The sequence below is a fragment of the Acidisarcina polymorpha genome (genome assembly GCF_003330725.1).
GTDB lineage: Bacteria > Acidobacteriota > Terriglobia > Terriglobales > Acidobacteriaceae > Acidisarcina > Acidisarcina polymorpha.
The window spans coordinates 5,616,749-5,632,626 of record NZ_CP030840.1 but is presented as its reverse complement, the minus strand read 5'-3'; the positions used below and the strand labels follow the sequence as shown (position 1 = coordinate 5,632,626).

Below are 15,878 nucleotides of genomic sequence, written 5' to 3'. Positions count from 1 at the left end.
TTTAGAATCCACTACCCCGTAACACCATCACCGCAGAGGCCGGTCCCAGCCGTCTGCTCTAGCACCAAAGTTTTACGGCCTTATTCGCTACTAGATAGAACTTTGTATAAGCACGTGTCTTCACTCGGGCATCGTGCTAGCGACGAATTGTTTTGCGCGCGCAGCGTGGCTAACATCCCGGATCAGTGACTCAGTCTGGTTGTAATCGTGTCGTGGCAGCAGAAGTCGAGCTCACATCTGAGTCAATCGAGAGGGGTAGAGAAGGCCGTTATGAGACAAACCATCTACATCTACGGACATACGATTGCGCTCTTCCTTACATCCTGCTTGATATTGATTGCGGGTTGCAGCTCTCGCCCTACCGCTGCCAATACCATGCAGGTAAAACCGCAAACGCAGGCGCAAACCTCATCCCAACCAAATTTGGACCAGCAGCGGCAATCTGCTGAAAAGCAGGTGCGTCCCGAGGTTGAGAAAGAACGCCAAAGCGCCAAAGACCAGGCAGACCAGTCACTCGATCAGGATGCGATAGCTGCGATTGATCAAACGAGGTCCGCAATCGATGCAATCGCGGCTAATAACAAAAGCGATGCGCTTGCTGCTATCGAGGCGGCCACGGGGAAGATCAATATTCTGTTGGCTCGCAATGCGGCGGCCGCGCTGACCCCGGTGGCGTCCGAAGTTCAGGTCGTCGATGCCGCGCCGGTTGACGAGCAAGCTATCCAGACGCTGAACCGTGGGCTGGCCGCGGCGGTAAAGGCGAAGGATTATCCCACCGCGCGGTTCATTCTCTATTCGCTGACCAGCGAAATTCGCGTCCGTATCTACAACCTGCCGCTGGCCACCTATCCGACGGCCCTCAAGGATGCGGCCCGTCTTCTGGACCAAGGACAGAACGATCAGGCAAGCGAGGTTCTGCTAACGGCGCTGAACACTTTGGCAATCATTGAAAGAATTACGCCCATTCCGGTTGTACTTGGGCGAGCAGCAATCGCGGCAGCGCAAGAGCAAAGCCAGAAGGACAAGAACGCGGCACAAACATTGCTGACAACCGCTACAAATCAGCTGCAACGCTGTCAGGATCTCGGCTACGCGGCCGACGCCCTCGAGTATGCCGCGCTGAAGACCGATATCGCGCAACTCGAGAAGGATCTGAAAGGCAATGGGGACACCGCTTCGCTCTTTTCCAAACTGAAGGACGACCTGTCTCCGCTCTTCAACAGGCAATCAAATCAGGAACGGCACTGAAGGCAAAACACACGATCATTGCAGTTCCGAACAGAAAGGAAATTCCTATGTCAATTCTATCCAGGAAAGTATCCCGCCTGCTGACGGTCGCATTAGTTACCTCCATCGCGCTTCTGCCGCCCGTTCTCAGATCAGTTACCCGGAAGCCGCCCAATACTCAGGTTGCCGCCCAGCTTGATGCTGCGAGAAGCGAAGCTTACGAACTGGCCCGCGACGCGGAAGAAATGACCTCTCTGCTCAACAACGACGTCAGCTGGCAATCTCATGCCACCGTGCTGAACCGTATTCGGGACCATGTAAACAATATGGGGAAGATCCTGGAAAAGCTGCAGAGCGAACGCGATGAGGCCTCTCCGTGGCAGCAGGAGGCGATTGATCGCATGGTTCCCTTGCTCAAGGACATCGCCGCCAATACGACCGCCGCTATTGAGCATTTGAACCAGAACCAGATTCGTCCGGTATCAGAAGACTATAAGGAATATCTTCAGCAAAATGCTGACACAGCTCACGCACTCGCGGATATGATCTCCTCTTTCGTTAAGTACGACCGCACGAGAGCAACACTTGAGGCGCTCCAGGACAAGATTGAGATGCCTCATAACTAAGTGGCCGTACCTTGGTATCAGCGGCCATTCAGTCGGATGTTCATCGTCTTGCGCTGTGTTCAGAGGAAGTCAGATCGATGCAACAACAACATCACGGAGGTCTCGGCATGAAACTTCATCAACGGATTGCAGTGACAGCGGCTCTTGCCATTGCCGTGCTGTCGATTCCAGCGTTGGCGCAAAAAGTGGAGACTGACTATGACCACTCCGCCAACTTCAAGCAATACCACAGCTATTCATGGGGACACGTACACGCGGAAGATCCGCTCTTCGAGCAACGTATCCGCGATGCGGTGGATCGGGCTCTACAGGCAAAAGGGTGGCAACAGGTGCCTACCGGGGGTGACACAACCGTGACGGCAGTGGCAATCAAGAAAAATCAGGAGGAATACAACACCTTCTACACAAGCCTGGGGCCGGGCTGGAGATGGCATGGCTGGGGAGACGGGATGGCGACGACGACGGTTGAAAATATACCGGTTGGAACCCTGGTCGTGGATATCTATGACAGTGGCTCAAAACATCTCCTGTGGCGTGGCCTGGCGCATGACCAACTTTCCGACAAGCCGGATAAAGATACCAAGAAGCTACAAAAAGCCGTAGACAAGATGTTCAGTAAATTTCCGCCTCGGTCCATGTAGCTCCTGTATCCGCCGGTCCGCCGTAAAGTTAACGGCGGACCGGCGGAAACCTGCATGTCGCCATCAAGACGGCGCTAGGGAGGAACTAATGAATACGCCAGCTATCCATCCACGTTCCGCGGGGTGGTCCATTTTTGTGGGGGCCCTGCTTTTTCTGGCGGGAGTCTTCGCCATCGCTGCGCCGTTCTTTGCCGGCATTGCAGCCAGTGTCTTCTTTGGATGGTTGATCCTGTTCGCCGGTGTAGCGCATCGGGTTTACGCCTGGTCGGAACGAGGCGGCGGTGCAATCCTATGGCAGATGCTTATAGGGCTCGTATATGTAATCGCTGCTCTTTACATTCTGGTGTTACCCATCGCCGGAGTGGTCACGCTCACGCTGGTGCTTGCCTTTTACATCGCGATCGAGGGGGCCTTCGAGCTCATCGTTTTCTCCCTCCTTCGACGGCTGCGTGGAGCAGTCTGGTTTCTCATCGATGGTCTCGTATCGTTGCTGCTGGCTGGCCTCATTTTCTTCCGTTGGCCGTCAAGCTCGTTGTGGGCCGTGGGCACGTTGGTGGGGATCAGCCTGTTGTTCAGCGGCATCGCGAGGATGACCTTCCCAATCGGTCGGCAGCAGATCTGATGGCAAAGCGGAAGGAAAGAACTCTATGGATATGAGAACCTCGCACTTGCAGAAGCAGCCTTTGATCCTCGTGGCATTCGTAACGCTGTTCATTTTTCAGTCGCATGCCTACGCCTCGAGAGATGATAGCCAACAGTTGACGCAACTTCTCTCCGATGCAAACGCCGAGGCGCTTGCATTGGCGGCAGATGCCAACGAGACACAGGCGCTTATCCTGAATGACGAAAATTGGGTAACGCATGCCTTGATGCTCGCTAAAGTCAAGGGACATGTAGATAACATGGCCATCATCGCTGAGAAGTTGAGTAAGGCCGAGAAGTCCGGGTCCGAATTGCAGGAACAGGCTGTCGAGAGAGTGCTCCCCCTGGTGAAGGAGCTATCAGCTAATACTACGGCCGCGATCAACTATCTTAACCAGAACAAGGCCCGCCCTCTGTCCGAGACTTACGCACAATACCTCCAGAAAAATGCGGAGTCGGCCAACCAGCTCTCTTCCATGATCTCCGCCCTGTTTGAATACGAGAAGAGCATGACCGATATCGAAAAGCTAAAAAGGAAGCTAACAGCTTCGGAGAATTAGGCGCGTTTCGGCTGCATAGATATGCGAAGAAGGAGCAGCGACGATGAATCAAGGCAGCGGTCATACTCCTGCATTTCTTTTTGATCTTGACGGCACGCTCATCGATAGCGTCTATCAACATGTTCTCGCGTGGCACGAGGCGCTGGAAGAGATGGGCCTGTCTTTGGCCGTTTGGCGTATTCATCGTCGCATCGGCATGAGTGGCGGTCTGCTGGTCCAGGCGCTCAGCCGGGAGATCGGCCAGCGGTGAACCTCCGAGCAGGCGCAGGATCTCCAAAAGCGACATGCGGCCGCGTACGAGCGGTACCAAGGAGCGATTCAGCCGCTTCCGGGCGCTCGCGATCTCTTACAACAACTAAGCAAAACCGGGGTGCCCTTTGCAATCGCAACCAGTGGGCGTCCCGAAGGAGCCCGTTCAGCACTCGAAAGATTGGCAATAGGAGCAGAGGTTACAGTGATCACAGGGCAGGAAGTTCAACGCGCTAAGCCAGATCCCGATCTGTTCTTGGCCGCGGCGGAGCGACTCAATGTGCCTGTCGGGAGAGCCATGGTTGTCGGCGACAGTGTGTGGGACCTGCTGGCGGCTCGACGAGCCGGTTGTTTGGGCATCGGCCTGCTCTCGGGAGGCTATGGAAAAGAAGAACTGGAGCAGGTAGGAGCCTATCGCGTTTACCAGGATCCGGCCGACTTACTAAGTCACCTCGATGAAGTCGGTGTTCGAACCGTGGATTAGGGCGGACTCTTGACGAGCGATTGGTGGTGAACTATGGGCTCACTCTTGCATCCGGGTCCAGGGACCTATTCTCCAAGATAGCCACGGAGCATTAGTTGAAAAAGCCTGAGCGACGGGTGGGAGTACATCCGGTTCTCACGAGTTCTGGCCATAGCAAAAAAGTTTTAAATGCCGCTGCAAGTAGGCAGCCGGGCTTCGCATCACGAATAGTCGCGAGGTCAACCCGGGAAACGCCACAGCGCCTGAGCAATCGCCGCAGAATTGTCGTATGATGTAGCCCACGCGATGGGAGGCGCAAGGCCGGCCATCTGATTCCACGTTCCTGCAGACATAATCCCGTTCGACATTGATCGCTGGTTCCTCGGGATTGACCGCCATGTCCCCTTCAACCCAGAGTGACCACGCGGTGTGAGAGATTGTTTGCACATTCCTCGCCAACTAAGTGTTGAAGCTGGGCGAAAGTTATTCGTGTGCGCTCTGCAAACCGCGGCAGACACCCATGGCGGCGCCAGTTAGTTTTATTGATCTATCTCCTGAAACTTTCAGACTCTTCCCTCCGTCAAGCACCTTGCGTTGCAAGTAAAGACCGAATGACGGCCATAACGAACCCCCTCTATTTAGACTACGGTTGTTCAGACCGCCAGTGTGCGCGCTATATTGTTCTTTCCTGAACCACCGGATTGCTGTTTTCCTTTGTCCGGGCCAAATGAAACGCCGTGGGTGTACGATGCAAGTCCTGAAGATGTTTTTCTCATCCGGCTCGGATACGCCGTATGGGCATTACTATTTGTGGGACCCTGGGCTGGTGTGGCTGCACGTCATCTCCGACGCCTTGATTGCGCTCTCCTACCTTTCCATCCCGTTCACGCTCGCCTACTTTGTCGTCAAACGCAGAGATCTCCCCTTTCACTGGATGTTTGTATGCTTCGGCATTTTCATTCTTGCCGGCAGCAGCACACACGCGATGGGAGTGTGGACTCTCTGGCATGCGGACTATTGGCTGTCCGGATCGATCAAAGCAATTACCGCCATCGCCTCCGTCATCACTGCGATCCTGCTCGTAAGGCTGGTCCCTCATGCCGTAGCACTGCCCAGTCCTGCGCTACTACGGTTTGAGATCGCAGAGCGCAGTGGCGCGGAGAAGGAGTTGAGTCGAGCGAATGCAGAGCTGGAACGCCGGGTCGAGGCGAGGACAGCGGAGCTGAAAAAACTTAATGAAGATCTGGTACTCGAAATTGGCGAGCGAAAGCGGATAGAGCAGACGCTGCGGAAGAGTGAAGAACAGCTCCGCCTCGCGCAGCAGGCCTCAGGGCTGGGCCTTTGGGACTGGGATCCCCGCACGGACAGGGCAGTATGGTCCGATCAGACCTTTCGCATCTTTGGCCTTGAGCCAGACAACCAAAAGTTGGATGAGGCACGTTTCGTCGCACTGATTTATCCCGGGGACCGTACAGCGGTGAAGTTGGCGATTCGCGAAGCACTTCGACCCGGCGGAGAATTCGATGCCGAGTATCGGATGCAGCGACAGGATGGCCAGCTTCGCTGGCTCCTCAGCAAGGGACGTACTCATTGTGACGCCGCAGGCCAACCCTTCCGGATGATCGGCCTGACTCTGGACGTTACTGAGCGCAGACAGGCCGCCGAAGACCTGCGCCGGAGTGACGAGCGATTTCGCCTCTTGGTGGACAGCATCACGGATTACGCAATTTTCATGCTGGACTCGGCGGGATTTGTAACCAGCTGGAACACTGGAGCGGAACGCCTGAAGGGATATCAGGCGCAGGAGATTATCGGGCAACACTTCTCCTGCTTCTATTGCGATGAGGATTTGCGCAAAGGCGAGCCGGCGATGGCCTTGCGGGAGGCGGCTGCTGCGGGCAGGTACGAGGCAAATGGGTGGCGGCTCCGCAAAGATGGGACCCGCTTCCAGGCAAATGCGATTCTCACCGCGCTGCAGGACGAAAAGGGAGCGTTGATTGGATTCGCCAAGATCACGCGCGATCTGACCGAAAGCCGACTCGCTGAAGAGGCCGTTCAGGCTGCCCACGATGAACTAGCGCGGGTGGTCAGAGCATCCACGCTGGGCGCACTGACCGCTTCGATCGCACACGAAATCAATCAACCGCTCGCAGCAATCGTCAACAACGCGAACGCCGCCCGAAGGATTCTGGCGAATCCGGAATCTGATCTTGAAGAGGTGCAACAGGCGGTGATCGACATCGCGGAGGCGGGAACCAGGGCGGCGGAGATCATCTCTCACATTCGCTCGCTGCTGAAGAAGAACGCTCCGCAGAAGAGCCTGCTGGACATAAATCAGGTGATTCGTGAGGTGCTCGCTCTCACCACTGGCGTTCTGAAAAAGCAGCATATTTCCCTCCGGACGGAACTACGGACTGAATTGCCGCCGGTACTGGGTGATCGAGTGCAGTTACAACAGGTTTTGCTGAACCTGATCATGAACGGTATCGAGGCGATGAATGCGATTCTGGATCGCCCGCGAGTTCTCGTGATCCGTTCCGAGCGGCGTGAATTAGGCCTGGAGGTCGCCGTGAAGGATTATGGTACGGGCCTTGATCCCCAGCATCTCGAACGTATCTTCGATACATTCTTCACCACGAAGGCAAGTGGAATGGGAATGGGCCTGTCCATCAGCCGATCGATCATCGAAGCGCATAACGGGCGGTTATGGGCGAGTCGTGACCCGGCAACCCATGGTGCGACTTTTCACTTTTCCCTACCGGGCATGGCATAGGGGCCTGGCGTGAACGAAGCACCTCCAATTGTGTTTGTCGTGGATGATGAGCCTTCAGTTTGCATATCTCTCAAGAGACTGCTGCGATCGGTTGGCCTCGAGGCCCGAACATTCGCATCCGCGCAGGAATTTCTCCGATCCGAGCGACCCAACGGACCAGGATGCCTGGTTCTAGACGTTCGGCTTCCCGGACTGAGCGGGCTGGATCTTCAGCGCGAACTCGCTGTCGAGAAGATCGATCTTCCGGTTATTTTCATTACCGGCCACGGCGACATCCCAATGTCGGTTCGAGCCATGAAGGCCGGCGCCATGGAGTTCTTTACCAAGCCTTTCCGCGAGCAGGATCTCTTGGAAGCGATCCACCGTGGGATCGAACAACACCGCTTGATGAGACAGCACAGCGCTGAGGTGCGCATCTTGCAACAACGACATGCCCTGCTCACCCCGCGGGAGCGAGAGGTCTTTCCTCTCGTGACCAGCGGTCTACTGAACAAGCAGATCGCCGCACAACTCGACGCAAGCGAAAAGACCATTAAGGTCCATCGTGGTCAGGTCATGCACAAGATGAAGGCTGAATCACTCCCCGATCTGATCCACATGGCGGAGAAACTCGGACTAAGTTCCAATTGATGCCGCCCGTATAGGACCAACGTCCAATAGACAGGCCTTGGCGCCGGCGTTAGGGTTGCTTTCAGTGAGGCAAGTCGGACAGATGGTTTTACTAGACGCCGGTACTCAAGAACGCTTTGCTAACCTTTTCCCCGCCTATCCGAGTCGGAATCTACCGGCCGGCAAGGGTTTAGGGGCAAGGACGGAAGCCGTGGCTGAGAACGCACTCATAGCGATCGTAGATGATGACCGATGGATGCGCGGGTCTCTCGAAAGACTCCTCAGATCCGCGGGACTTACGACTCAGACTTTCGCCTCGGCGGAGGATTACCTGAACGCCAGCAATTACGACGAGTTTACCTGCATCATTCTGGATATAAGCCTGCCTGGTATGAGCGGATTTGACCTGGATCGACTATTGGCCGCAGAAGAGAGGCGATTGCCCATAGTATTTGTTTCCGCGAATGACGAACCAGAGGTACGACAGGAGGCCGTGCAGGCAGGAGCGGTTGCGTTCTTCGGCAAACCGTATGAGGATAACTCGTTGCTTAACGCAGTTCACACCGCCCTCAAGCTGGCGGAAATAAAAAATCAGTGACCTCTTCGTGCTTTGCATTTGCACACGTGCAGATGTCGTAAGCCCGAGATCCTCGTCAGTTTCCCCCACTTTGTGGTATCTCTCGGGAGGATTACGCCAAGTAATGCCCGCAACATATTGGAGGATCCACGTGTCGACTATTGGTAGCGTTGTTAATGATTACCCGGAAGTGTTAGAACTCCCTCAAAATCCATATACACTGCTGATCGCGGATGATCATCCGATTGTGCGCGAAGGGCTTGCGGCGCTCATCAATCGCAGGTCCGACATGCATATCGTCGCGCAGGCGTCCAACGGGCGAGAAGCGGTGGAAAGGTATCTTGCGCAGCCCCCTGATGTCGCTCTTATCGAACTTAGATTGCCGCAGATGGATGGAATCGAGGTAGTAAGGTCTATCAGCGCGAAAGTGCCGGGAGCGCGGCTTGTCATCTTCACCACGTGTCAGGGAGAGGAAGATATCTATCGAGCGCTGAAAGCGGGCGCTTATGGATATCTTCTTAAGAATACATCGCTCGATGAGCTCGTCGAATGTGTTCGTGCCGTGGCGCAAGGCAAGAGGTGGATTCCTCCTGCAGTCGCCGCCCAGCTAGGAAAGAGAGTCGCCGACCGCGGATTGACGGTTAGGGAAATTGAAGTCCTCCGAGCGGTTACCAACGGTAAAAGCAACAAGGAGATCGGCGTGGTGCTGGATATAAGTGAAGCGACGGTAAAGGTACACATGACGCATATTCTGGAGAAGCTTAATGTGACCGGACGCACGGAAGCGATTAACGTAGCCGTGAGACGGGGCCTCGTACATATGGATCCGGTCGCGGCCGCGTGATCAGCTTGGCGCATAACCCTGGCGTCTGATGGTGCATTCCTGCTCAGAGATGGAAGGGGGCACTCTCAGTAAGGTTCTACACCAAGGCGCCACTACGACAAGGAGGTTCGTCGAGCATACGATATAGTCAAAAGAAGCTAAGGACGGTTGTTCGCCGCTTCGCCATGACTTGGACTGCTGGCACTTTTGGAACATCGCAAAAAACGATCGTGTCCTTGCAGGTCGTAACACTCGCCTGGATGTTGATCGAATGCTCAGTCGCGCTGTTTGCAGCTTGGCAGGCCAGGAGCGTCTCTCTTCTGGCCTTCGGTTCCGATAGTCTCGTTGAGGTGATTTCGGCGGGTGTGGTCCTCCTCCAGTTCACACCTCGCTTTCGCATCTCGCAGCTGCGCGCAGCTCAGTTCTGCGGCTCGCTGCTCTATGCATTGGCCGGCGTGGTCTTCGTGATCGCCATCGCCGGTCTACTCCACCGGGTAGAGGCAGACACAAGCAAGCTCGGCATTGCGATCACAGGAGGAGCCTTGTTGCTTATGCCGCTACTTGCCCAAAAGAAGCGCGCGATTGCAGCACAAACAGGGAACAAGGCACTACGTGCCGACTCCGTGCAATCCGCGACCTGTGCCTATCTGGCTGCGCTTACCCTGGCTGGCCTGCTTCTGCGGGATGCCTCTGGTCCCCATTGGATCGATCAGGCAGCCGCTCTTCTCGCTGTGCCCATCCTGATCGTGGAAGCCAGGCGCGCTCGAAGAGGCTATGGCTGTTCTTGCTGCTAAGTTGCAATTGCGAATAGATTCTGAGTACGCTGAACCAATGACTCTGGAAGCTCGGGTTTCGGCTAGCGGTTCAAGGGTATGGGCGGACAGGATGGGCGTCTGGACCTCTGCGCTGTGCATCGTCCATTGCCTTCTCACGCCTATCTTGCTCTCCTTTTCGACGGTTCTGGCGCACTTCCTGCCGGCGGAGGAGCGTGTCCATCGCAGCCTTGCTGTATTGGTTGCGCTATTTGGAACGATTGCCCTTTTAATTGGTTTTAGAAGACATCGCCGCGCTTCGATTTTGCTCTTGATGACGGGCGGTGTTGGTTGCATCGCAGGATCAGCCTGGTTCGGGGACAGGTTGCCTTCGCACACGTACGAAGTGGCAATCACCATGTTGGGCAGCGGTCTCATGATCGCAGCTCATCGACTCAATCACACGTTCTGCAGGTCCTGTGGTTGCGCGTCTGCCCGCTGAAAGGTCGTCCTTCCTTGGCGGCCTGGCATTGTAATAGGTCGAGAAGGTGAGGAGAAGACGCCGGCTGTTGGGCGGCGCGGGTTCGAGTTATGTGCCATCACCGAAGTGATGCACGGCTGAAGTCCTGCGACAGCCCTTAGTCGCCGGCCGGGAACGGTATCCCGACAGGCTCGAGGGCCAATCGTTCGAGACGTGGGTGGGCCTTGCTCGCAATGGTAGCCTCTCTCCGAGAGGCTTGCTCTTCGTCCAAGTGGGGGCTGAATTCGGAACGCTGACCATTTAACGGGAGATATCTTTCGTGGACGCGCCTAATCCACTCATCATTCTGTAATCTGGATGGCACGTATGAAGTCACCCTCATCAACAATAGTTTTTACCGGTGCGATTTTGCTCCTGGCTTTGATGGCCGTGCTTGCGGACGGGGCTGCGCGACGTGAGTCCATCACGTTTGATGAAATAGCCCACATCGGTGCTGGCGTGAGCTATCTGCAGAAGCTGGATATGCGGATGAACGAGGAACATCCGCCGCTGGCAAAGGTGTTGGCCGCGCTGCCGCTCGTTGTTCGCGGTGTACACGCGGACTACTCCCACTTATCCTGGGCGTTCAGCGGAAGTGGACTGTTCAAGCAGTATTTCGGCGAATGGATATTCGGCCACTGGTTGATCACCCGGTGGAATGACCCGATCGCAACGGTTTTCTGGGCACGGCAGCCCATGCTTCTTCTGACACTCGTTCTGGGGATCGTTCTCTTTCTTTATGGAGCTCGCATCGGCGATCAGTGGGGCGGACTGCTCTGCCTATGCGCCTACGCCACCATGCCTGTGATGCTGGCATTCGGCCCTCTAGTCCTGACCGACATCGCGATCACACTGTTCGTTGTGGTCACGCTGTGGGCATTTGCAGACATGTGGCGGGCGCCATCTCGAGGGACGGTTCTGCGATTCGGCTTCGCCTTCGGTGCTGCACTACTTTCGAAGTTTTCCGCGGGATTATTGCTTTTCTGTTTCCCTGCATTCATACTCAGCCTCCGCTGGCTTCCGGTACCGCAACAGCCGAAAGGTGAGGTAGAGCTTCGGGCATGGCGGCGTTCCCGCAGGTGGAGTTTGACGAAGGGCATCTTGCTCGCTGCACTGGTCGTCTATGCCGTTTACTTTGTCCTCTCGCGGAATGAGCCAACCGACTCTCTGGGTGTTCTAGGGACAAACATGGCGGCGCTGCTGCTGCGCAGATTACTAATGCCACCCTGGATATACCTGCGTGGCCTGGCGCTCTTCGCATTCACCGGGAAACCGCCTGCTTTCATTTTGGGGCACTCATACCCGCACGGCGTCTGGTTCTTCTTTCCGGCCTTGTTCTTGCTGAAATCCTCGCTGGCCTTCCTCCTCCTGCTCGTTCTCGCGCTGGTCGTTGGCCTCGTTGCGAAGTTCCGTCCGGTTCGCCTCGCTGTGATATCGGAAGGGCTGGAGTTGCATTGGCGGGCGATGTGGGTTTCCCTTATCGTCTTCACCGGCGCATGCATCCTCAGCCGTTTTCAGTTCAGCATTCGCCACTTCTCTGTCTCGTTGGCGCTGATGATCCTACTGCTGGCCCCGTTGCCGCGCACACTGAATCAACTGAGGCATTCAGGTTGGCGCGCCGCGGGCGCCTGCCTTTCGCTCACGGTCGCATTGGCGCTGGCATCGGTTATCACGGCAGTTCGCGCCTATCCCTACTATCTTCCATTCTTGAACTCGTTAAGCGGAGGGCGTCCCGGCTACCTCTTGGTGGCCGATTCGAATCTCGACTGGAATCAGGGCCTTCTCGATGTCGAGAACTTCGTACAGCAACGCGGTCTGACCCACGTCTTGATTGATTCGTATGGATTTTCCGATCCTTCGGTGTATGTCCATCAAGGGAGATTATGGAATTGTCAGAAGGCTGCGCCGGAGGACGGCGGCCAGTGGGCCTTTGTCTCCGCCAACTTGATTCAGGAAAGTCACAACTGCCTCTGGCTGCTGCAGATCCCGCATGACGCCCTTGCAGGTGGCAGCATGTATGCCTTCCAACTCCCGCGTGTGATTCCGCCAGCGGGAAGTCCTGGCGGTCCACCATTGCCAGAAAACTATCGCGATTTCGCGAGTGGTCCATCTTCCGGAGATCTCCGGCTCACGTTTCTCAATTGCATCCGCGATCCACAACAGCTTCAGCCGACTTGGGACCGTTTGACCGCCCAGGCGGCAAAGACGCGGAAACCAGAAAGAAGCTCCAGGCCCAAAGGATAGGTCGCAGTCATCAGAGGAGAAGCTCTTCCCGAGCCTTCTCGGAACCAGCTCGCCAGAGGGGTCAACGAACCATCTGCGAAGCGGGAGGAATCGGGGCCGATAAAAAGAGCTCCTCTGCTACCGGATCGTTCCTCTTACCCAGCACGCTAGCGGCGATGAGGACCGGGAACAAACTTCCCGGATCGCATACCAGAACACTACGTTTTTGGGCCGAGCAATATGGTCTGTTTGGGGGCGAGGGGTACATAGAATCCGCACAGAAGGTCTTCGTAGATATTGTGTCAGAGACCGTGAGAAAAGCCCTTTTTCCGTAAGCTTGGACACACACAGTTCATGGGTAAACAGCAAAGTGTCCAGCACGAGATGAGAGTATGCTTCGTGACAATCAAGTCCCGCCACCGCAATACTCATGAACCGCGCGCGGAACCTTCGCGCGTCAGTAGTGGTACTCCTCGCACAAGTCCAATTTCCGAGAGCGCTTTACGGGCGCTCCGGCCTGTGTACCACCAAAGTGCTATTCACCGACAGCTGTAGATCTACGAGAATGCACTGATTAGAAGGTGGTCGCATGAAACACATAGCAGCTCTTTTTTTGTGGAATGGGGAGTACGATGCTCGCCAAAACCCTGTTCCTTTCTGCCTTGCCGTAGCAGTACTCGCCGCAATCATCGTCAGCATTTGCCACTAGTAGTTGCATAAGCTTACGATCCACTGCAAGAGGCCGAAGAGCCTCGCAGCTTTAACTCCGGGAGACAGGATAACCTTCCCCCTTGAAACTGCTTATGCGTATCTTTCGTGCTTGGTGGTCCGCCGTTAAAGATGAGTCCGAAAGAATGAAAGAATCTCTTCGGACCTGGTAAGATTCCCCCTCAACACAGCATGCCCCTCGAAGCTTAACCATGGGAGGTGCAAGCTTATGGCCCAATTTTTTGTCGACAGTTGCCAGCCGAACGCGTGCGCCACTCCTGCCAGTTCCTGCTTGCAAGTTGCAACGCGGGCTTTCTGCGTAACATGTCGCCCTTTAGCGTTACAGGTGTCAACCAAAAGTAGCTCGCGCGATCGAACGAGGCGTGCCGATCACAATGGTTGGCGAGTTGGTCGGCTGGAGCAAGAACTCAATGGTTGACATGTCGAAGCACTATTGTCACCCCGACGATGACAGCAAAACGCGCGCAGTGGAAGCTGCGGCAAACTCCGTCGGAAACGGGGATTCGAGGAATAGCCCACCGCTATTTCCCGGAAGCGGTGACGCACTCAACGGGTGAAATCCAGTAAGTCTTTTGAATGATGGTGGACGCGGAAGGAATCGAACCTTCAACCTGTCGATTAAGAGATGACGAGAAGCATACTTATACAAATTCGGATGTGTTCCGATGCACTCATTAAATCAACAGTTTAGGAGATCTCCGATCCTGGCGCCTTTCTGATGAATTCCAATGGATTACTACCGGAACCCCCCGGTAAATCCCCCGGTATTTCAGGCAGGCGTTCAGGCGTTCTAACCAACGGACCCCCAACCGCCTGGACGCCCTTAACTTCCTGAACCGCGGCGGCCCCGGGTCGTCTCGCCCCGCCATTTTCCCGGCGGTAGCCCGATGATTCGTTTGAACGAGCGGTTCAGTGCACCTTGGTCTGAAAATCCAGACTGAATGGCGATCTGGGCAAGGGGCAGGTGGGAAGTCGCGATAAGGTCTTTGGCCCTGGCTACGCGGCGTTCAATCAACCACCTGTAAGGCGGCCTGCGAAAGGTTTGCCTGAAGGCCCGAGCAAAGTGACTTACCGATAAGTCGCACACTCTTGCAACCTGATCGAGGTTGATATTGCCGTCTAGATGCGCCTCCAGGAACTCTGTCGCTCTTCGCATCTGGAGAGGAGAGAGCCCACCTCGAGAGCGCGGGGTCGATATTCTCAGACCGCCATACGAACTGACAATATGACAATTCAGAGCATGCAAAATATGGTCCAGGAAAACCTTCGATGTGTGATTGGGTTGATCGAGCGAGGCAACGAGAGTCTGTCCTAGGTGGTATACGACAGGATCCAAATGCCCATGCGGCCAAACCAATTGATCGACGCGCGGTATCTTGTGGGCATAGGCGATCTCATCGAGAGCTGATTGAGTTACATGGAGCACCAGCGTGTCGAAGGGATTGGGAAGCAAAATCGCTGGCCTTTCTTGTAAGTTGAGTACACTAACGCCGCCAATTGGGTAAAAACCGCTCGCAACCTTCTTGGCGCCAAGAAACTGCTCGAGAAAAGGTATTGCCTTGAGCTGCAATGTAACCAAGTAGTCACTCGGAAGACCCGACGCACGTGTAATTTCTGGCAAACCTTCGCTGCTCCCGACCCTCCCGAACCGGAACATGGAACGGTCGGATATCCTGACCTTCGCGGTGATCGAATTTCTAAGGTACATATTTTCGGTGAATCGATTCCAGAAAGCAGGGACTTTGGCGGAAGTATCCATGTTCGCACCCAAACCCTTCCACAGATGACGCTTGGGAACAGAGTCCCTTTACATCTTTAGAGCACACCTGTAATCTAAAGGTGCAAAGTATTTTCTATAGAGAGGTAACTTGCGAAAGTCCCGGGCCATGACAGCGGAAACAAGAGAGCGGATTCTCTCGACTGCCACCAAGATGTTTTTGGACAAAGGTCTTGGAACCGTGGGAATGCGCGACATTATGGCCGGTGCAAGTCTAACGCCCGGTGGGTTTTATCGCCATTTCCAATCCAAGGACCAACTCATTGCTCTAGCAAGTGGCACAGCGTTTGACCGTGCCTACGCCATGTTAGAGGGCGAGACAACGGGCAAATCGCCGTCCGAGGCCATTGAGATAATTGTTTCTGTCTACCTGGGGCAGTCGCAAGTCGCCGATAAGCCCTACCTTTGCCCTCTCGCTATGATTGGCGCCGAACTCCGCCACTCGGACCCGCAAGTGCGGGCAATTGCCATCAACGGCTACCAGCGCATCGTTCAGCTCATTGCAAGTCGTCTCGAAAACCGGACAAAGCGTGCAGCTTTGGTGACTGCAGGCGGCATTCTCAGCACGCTCGTGGGCGCTGTCACGCTTGCTGAAATCGCGCCGGAGCCGGCCATCGCCAGCGCCATCCTCAGCAACGCTAAAGCCCTTATCAGGGAGCTTGTTGGCCGACCGTAAGTTTCCCGAAG

General features: G+C 55.4%; 15 protein-coding genes and 2 pseudogenes. 16 read left to right on the top strand and 1 reads right to left on the bottom strand.

Annotation, left to right across the window (positions count from 1 at the left end):
- Positions 1-270: 270 nt before the first annotated feature.
- The 15 genes and pseudogenes from ACPOL_RS24020 to ACPOL_RS23955 all read left to right on the top strand — a co-directional run bounded on the left by ACPOL_RS24020 (position 271) and on the right by ACPOL_RS23955 (position 12,706).
- Positions 271-1,248 carry a YfdX family protein gene (locus ACPOL_RS24020; RefSeq protein ID WP_114209298.1) on the top strand — a complete coding sequence of 326 codons (978 nt, stop codon included), beginning with the start codon at positions 271-273 and terminating at the stop codon, positions 1,246-1,248.
- Between the two features lie 47 nt (positions 1,249-1,295).
- A complete protein-coding gene (locus tag ACPOL_RS24015; RefSeq protein ID WP_114209297.1) occupies positions 1,296-1,853 on the top strand; it encodes a hypothetical protein in 558 nt (185 codons plus the stop codon).
- Between the two features lie 107 nt (positions 1,854-1,960).
- Positions 1,961-2,494 (top strand): DUF4136 domain-containing protein, encoded by a 534-nt coding sequence (locus ACPOL_RS24010; RefSeq protein WP_161557543.1) that lies wholly within the window; start codon positions 1,961-1,963, stop codon positions 2,492-2,494.
- Between the two features lie 88 nt (positions 2,495-2,582).
- Positions 2,583-3,116 (top strand): HdeD family acid-resistance protein, encoded by a 534-nt coding sequence (locus ACPOL_RS24005; RefSeq protein ID WP_114209295.1) that lies wholly within the window; start codon positions 2,583-2,585, stop codon positions 3,114-3,116.
- A 25-nt stretch (positions 3,117-3,141) separates the two neighbouring features.
- Positions 3,142-3,696, top strand: coding sequence for a hypothetical protein (locus ACPOL_RS24000; RefSeq protein ID WP_114209294.1), 555 nt, complete (start codon positions 3,142-3,144; stop codon positions 3,694-3,696).
- A gap of 43 nt (positions 3,697-3,739) precedes the next feature.
- Positions 3,740-3,946 (top strand): HAD family hydrolase, encoded by a 207-nt coding sequence (locus ACPOL_RS34280; RefSeq protein WP_201758946.1) that lies wholly within the window; start codon positions 3,740-3,742, stop codon positions 3,944-3,946.
- A 24-nt stretch (positions 3,947-3,970) separates the two neighbouring features.
- Positions 3,971-4,429, top strand: a pseudogene (locus ACPOL_RS23995) (HAD family hydrolase); the annotation flags it as partial.
- Between the two features lie 742 nt (positions 4,430-5,171).
- Positions 5,172-7,181: a PAS domain S-box protein gene (locus ACPOL_RS23985; RefSeq protein WP_236656994.1), complete on the top strand. Its 2,010-nt coding sequence runs from the start codon at positions 5,172-5,174 to the stop codon at positions 7,179-7,181.
- Positions 7,182-7,190: 9 nt separating this feature from the next.
- Positions 7,191-7,481, top strand: a pseudogene (locus ACPOL_RS35780) (response regulator transcription factor); the annotation flags it as partial.
- A gap of 117 nt (positions 7,482-7,598) precedes the next feature.
- Complete coding sequence (locus ACPOL_RS35775; RefSeq protein WP_338026802.1) at positions 7,599-7,811, top strand: response regulator transcription factor; 213 nt, start codon at positions 7,599-7,601, stop codon at positions 7,809-7,811.
- Between the two features lie 82 nt (positions 7,812-7,893).
- Complete coding sequence (locus ACPOL_RS23975; RefSeq protein WP_114209290.1) at positions 7,894-8,388, top strand: response regulator transcription factor; 495 nt, start codon at positions 7,894-7,896, stop codon at positions 8,386-8,388.
- A 130-nt stretch (positions 8,389-8,518) separates the two neighbouring features.
- Positions 8,519-9,211, top strand: coding sequence for a response regulator (locus tag ACPOL_RS23970; RefSeq protein WP_236656993.1), 693 nt, complete (start codon positions 8,519-8,521; stop codon positions 9,209-9,211).
- 209 nt (positions 9,212-9,420) lie between these two features.
- Complete coding sequence (locus tag ACPOL_RS23965) at positions 9,421-9,984, top strand: cation diffusion facilitator family transporter (RefSeq protein ID WP_150133119.1); 564 nt, start codon at positions 9,421-9,423, stop codon at positions 9,982-9,984.
- Entirely contained in the window at positions 9,965-10,444 is a 480-nt protein-coding gene (locus tag ACPOL_RS23960) for a MerC domain-containing protein (protein ID WP_338026712.1), read from the top strand. The genes ACPOL_RS23965 and ACPOL_RS23960 overlap by 20 nt, the downstream gene beginning before the upstream one ends.
- A 345-nt stretch (positions 10,445-10,789) precedes the next feature.
- Entirely contained in the window at positions 10,790-12,706 is a 1,917-nt protein-coding gene (locus ACPOL_RS23955; protein WP_161557540.1) for an ArnT family glycosyltransferase, read from the top strand.
- Between the two features lie 1,531 nt (positions 12,707-14,237).
- Here ACPOL_RS23955 and ACPOL_RS23945 read toward each other — a convergent pair.
- A complete protein-coding gene (locus ACPOL_RS23945) occupies positions 14,238-15,035 on the bottom strand; it encodes a helix-turn-helix domain-containing protein (RefSeq protein WP_236656992.1) in 798 nt (265 codons plus the stop codon).
- A gap of 265 nt (positions 15,036-15,300) precedes the next feature.
- Here ACPOL_RS23945 and ACPOL_RS23940 point away from each other — a divergent pair, with 265 nt between their 5' ends.
- Positions 15,301-15,867, top strand: a complete 567-nt coding sequence (locus ACPOL_RS23940) for a TetR/AcrR family transcriptional regulator (RefSeq protein WP_114209284.1) — start codon at positions 15,301-15,303, stop codon at positions 15,865-15,867.
- Positions 15,868-15,878 lie beyond the last annotated feature (11 nt).

Bases quoted from the DNA above. Each gene is read 5' to 3' on its own strand.
- ACPOL_RS23960 (WP_338026712.1), top strand. From the start codon at position 9,965: ATGGCTGTTCTTGCTGCTAAGTTGCAATTGCGAATAGATTCTGAGTAC.
- ACPOL_RS23985 (WP_236656994.1), top strand. From the start codon at position 5,172: ATGTTTTTCTCATCCGGCTCGGATACGCCGTATGGGCATTACTATTTG.
- ACPOL_RS34280 (WP_201758946.1), top strand. From the start codon at position 3,740: ATGAATCAAGGCAGCGGTCATACTCCTGCATTTCTTTTTGATCTTGAC.
- ACPOL_RS24000 (WP_114209294.1), top strand. From the start codon at position 3,142: ATGGATATGAGAACCTCGCACTTGCAGAAGCAGCCTTTGATCCTCGTG.
- ACPOL_RS23975 (WP_114209290.1), top strand. From the start codon at position 7,894: ATGGTTTTACTAGACGCCGGTACTCAAGAACGCTTTGCTAACCTTTTC.
- ACPOL_RS24015 (WP_114209297.1), top strand. From the start codon at position 1,296: ATGTCAATTCTATCCAGGAAAGTATCCCGCCTGCTGACGGTCGCATTA.
- ACPOL_RS24005 (WP_114209295.1), top strand. From the start codon at position 2,583: ATGAATACGCCAGCTATCCATCCACGTTCCGCGGGGTGGTCCATTTTT.
- ACPOL_RS24010 (WP_161557543.1), top strand. From the start codon at position 1,961: ATGAAACTTCATCAACGGATTGCAGTGACAGCGGCTCTTGCCATTGCC.
- ACPOL_RS24020 (WP_114209298.1), top strand. From the start codon at position 271: ATGAGACAAACCATCTACATCTACGGACATACGATTGCGCTCTTCCTT.
- ACPOL_RS23955 (WP_161557540.1), top strand. From the start codon at position 10,790: ATGAAGTCACCCTCATCAACAATAGTTTTTACCGGTGCGATTTTGCTC.
- ACPOL_RS23940 (WP_114209284.1), top strand. From the start codon at position 15,301: ATGACAGCGGAAACAAGAGAGCGGATTCTCTCGACTGCCACCAAGATG.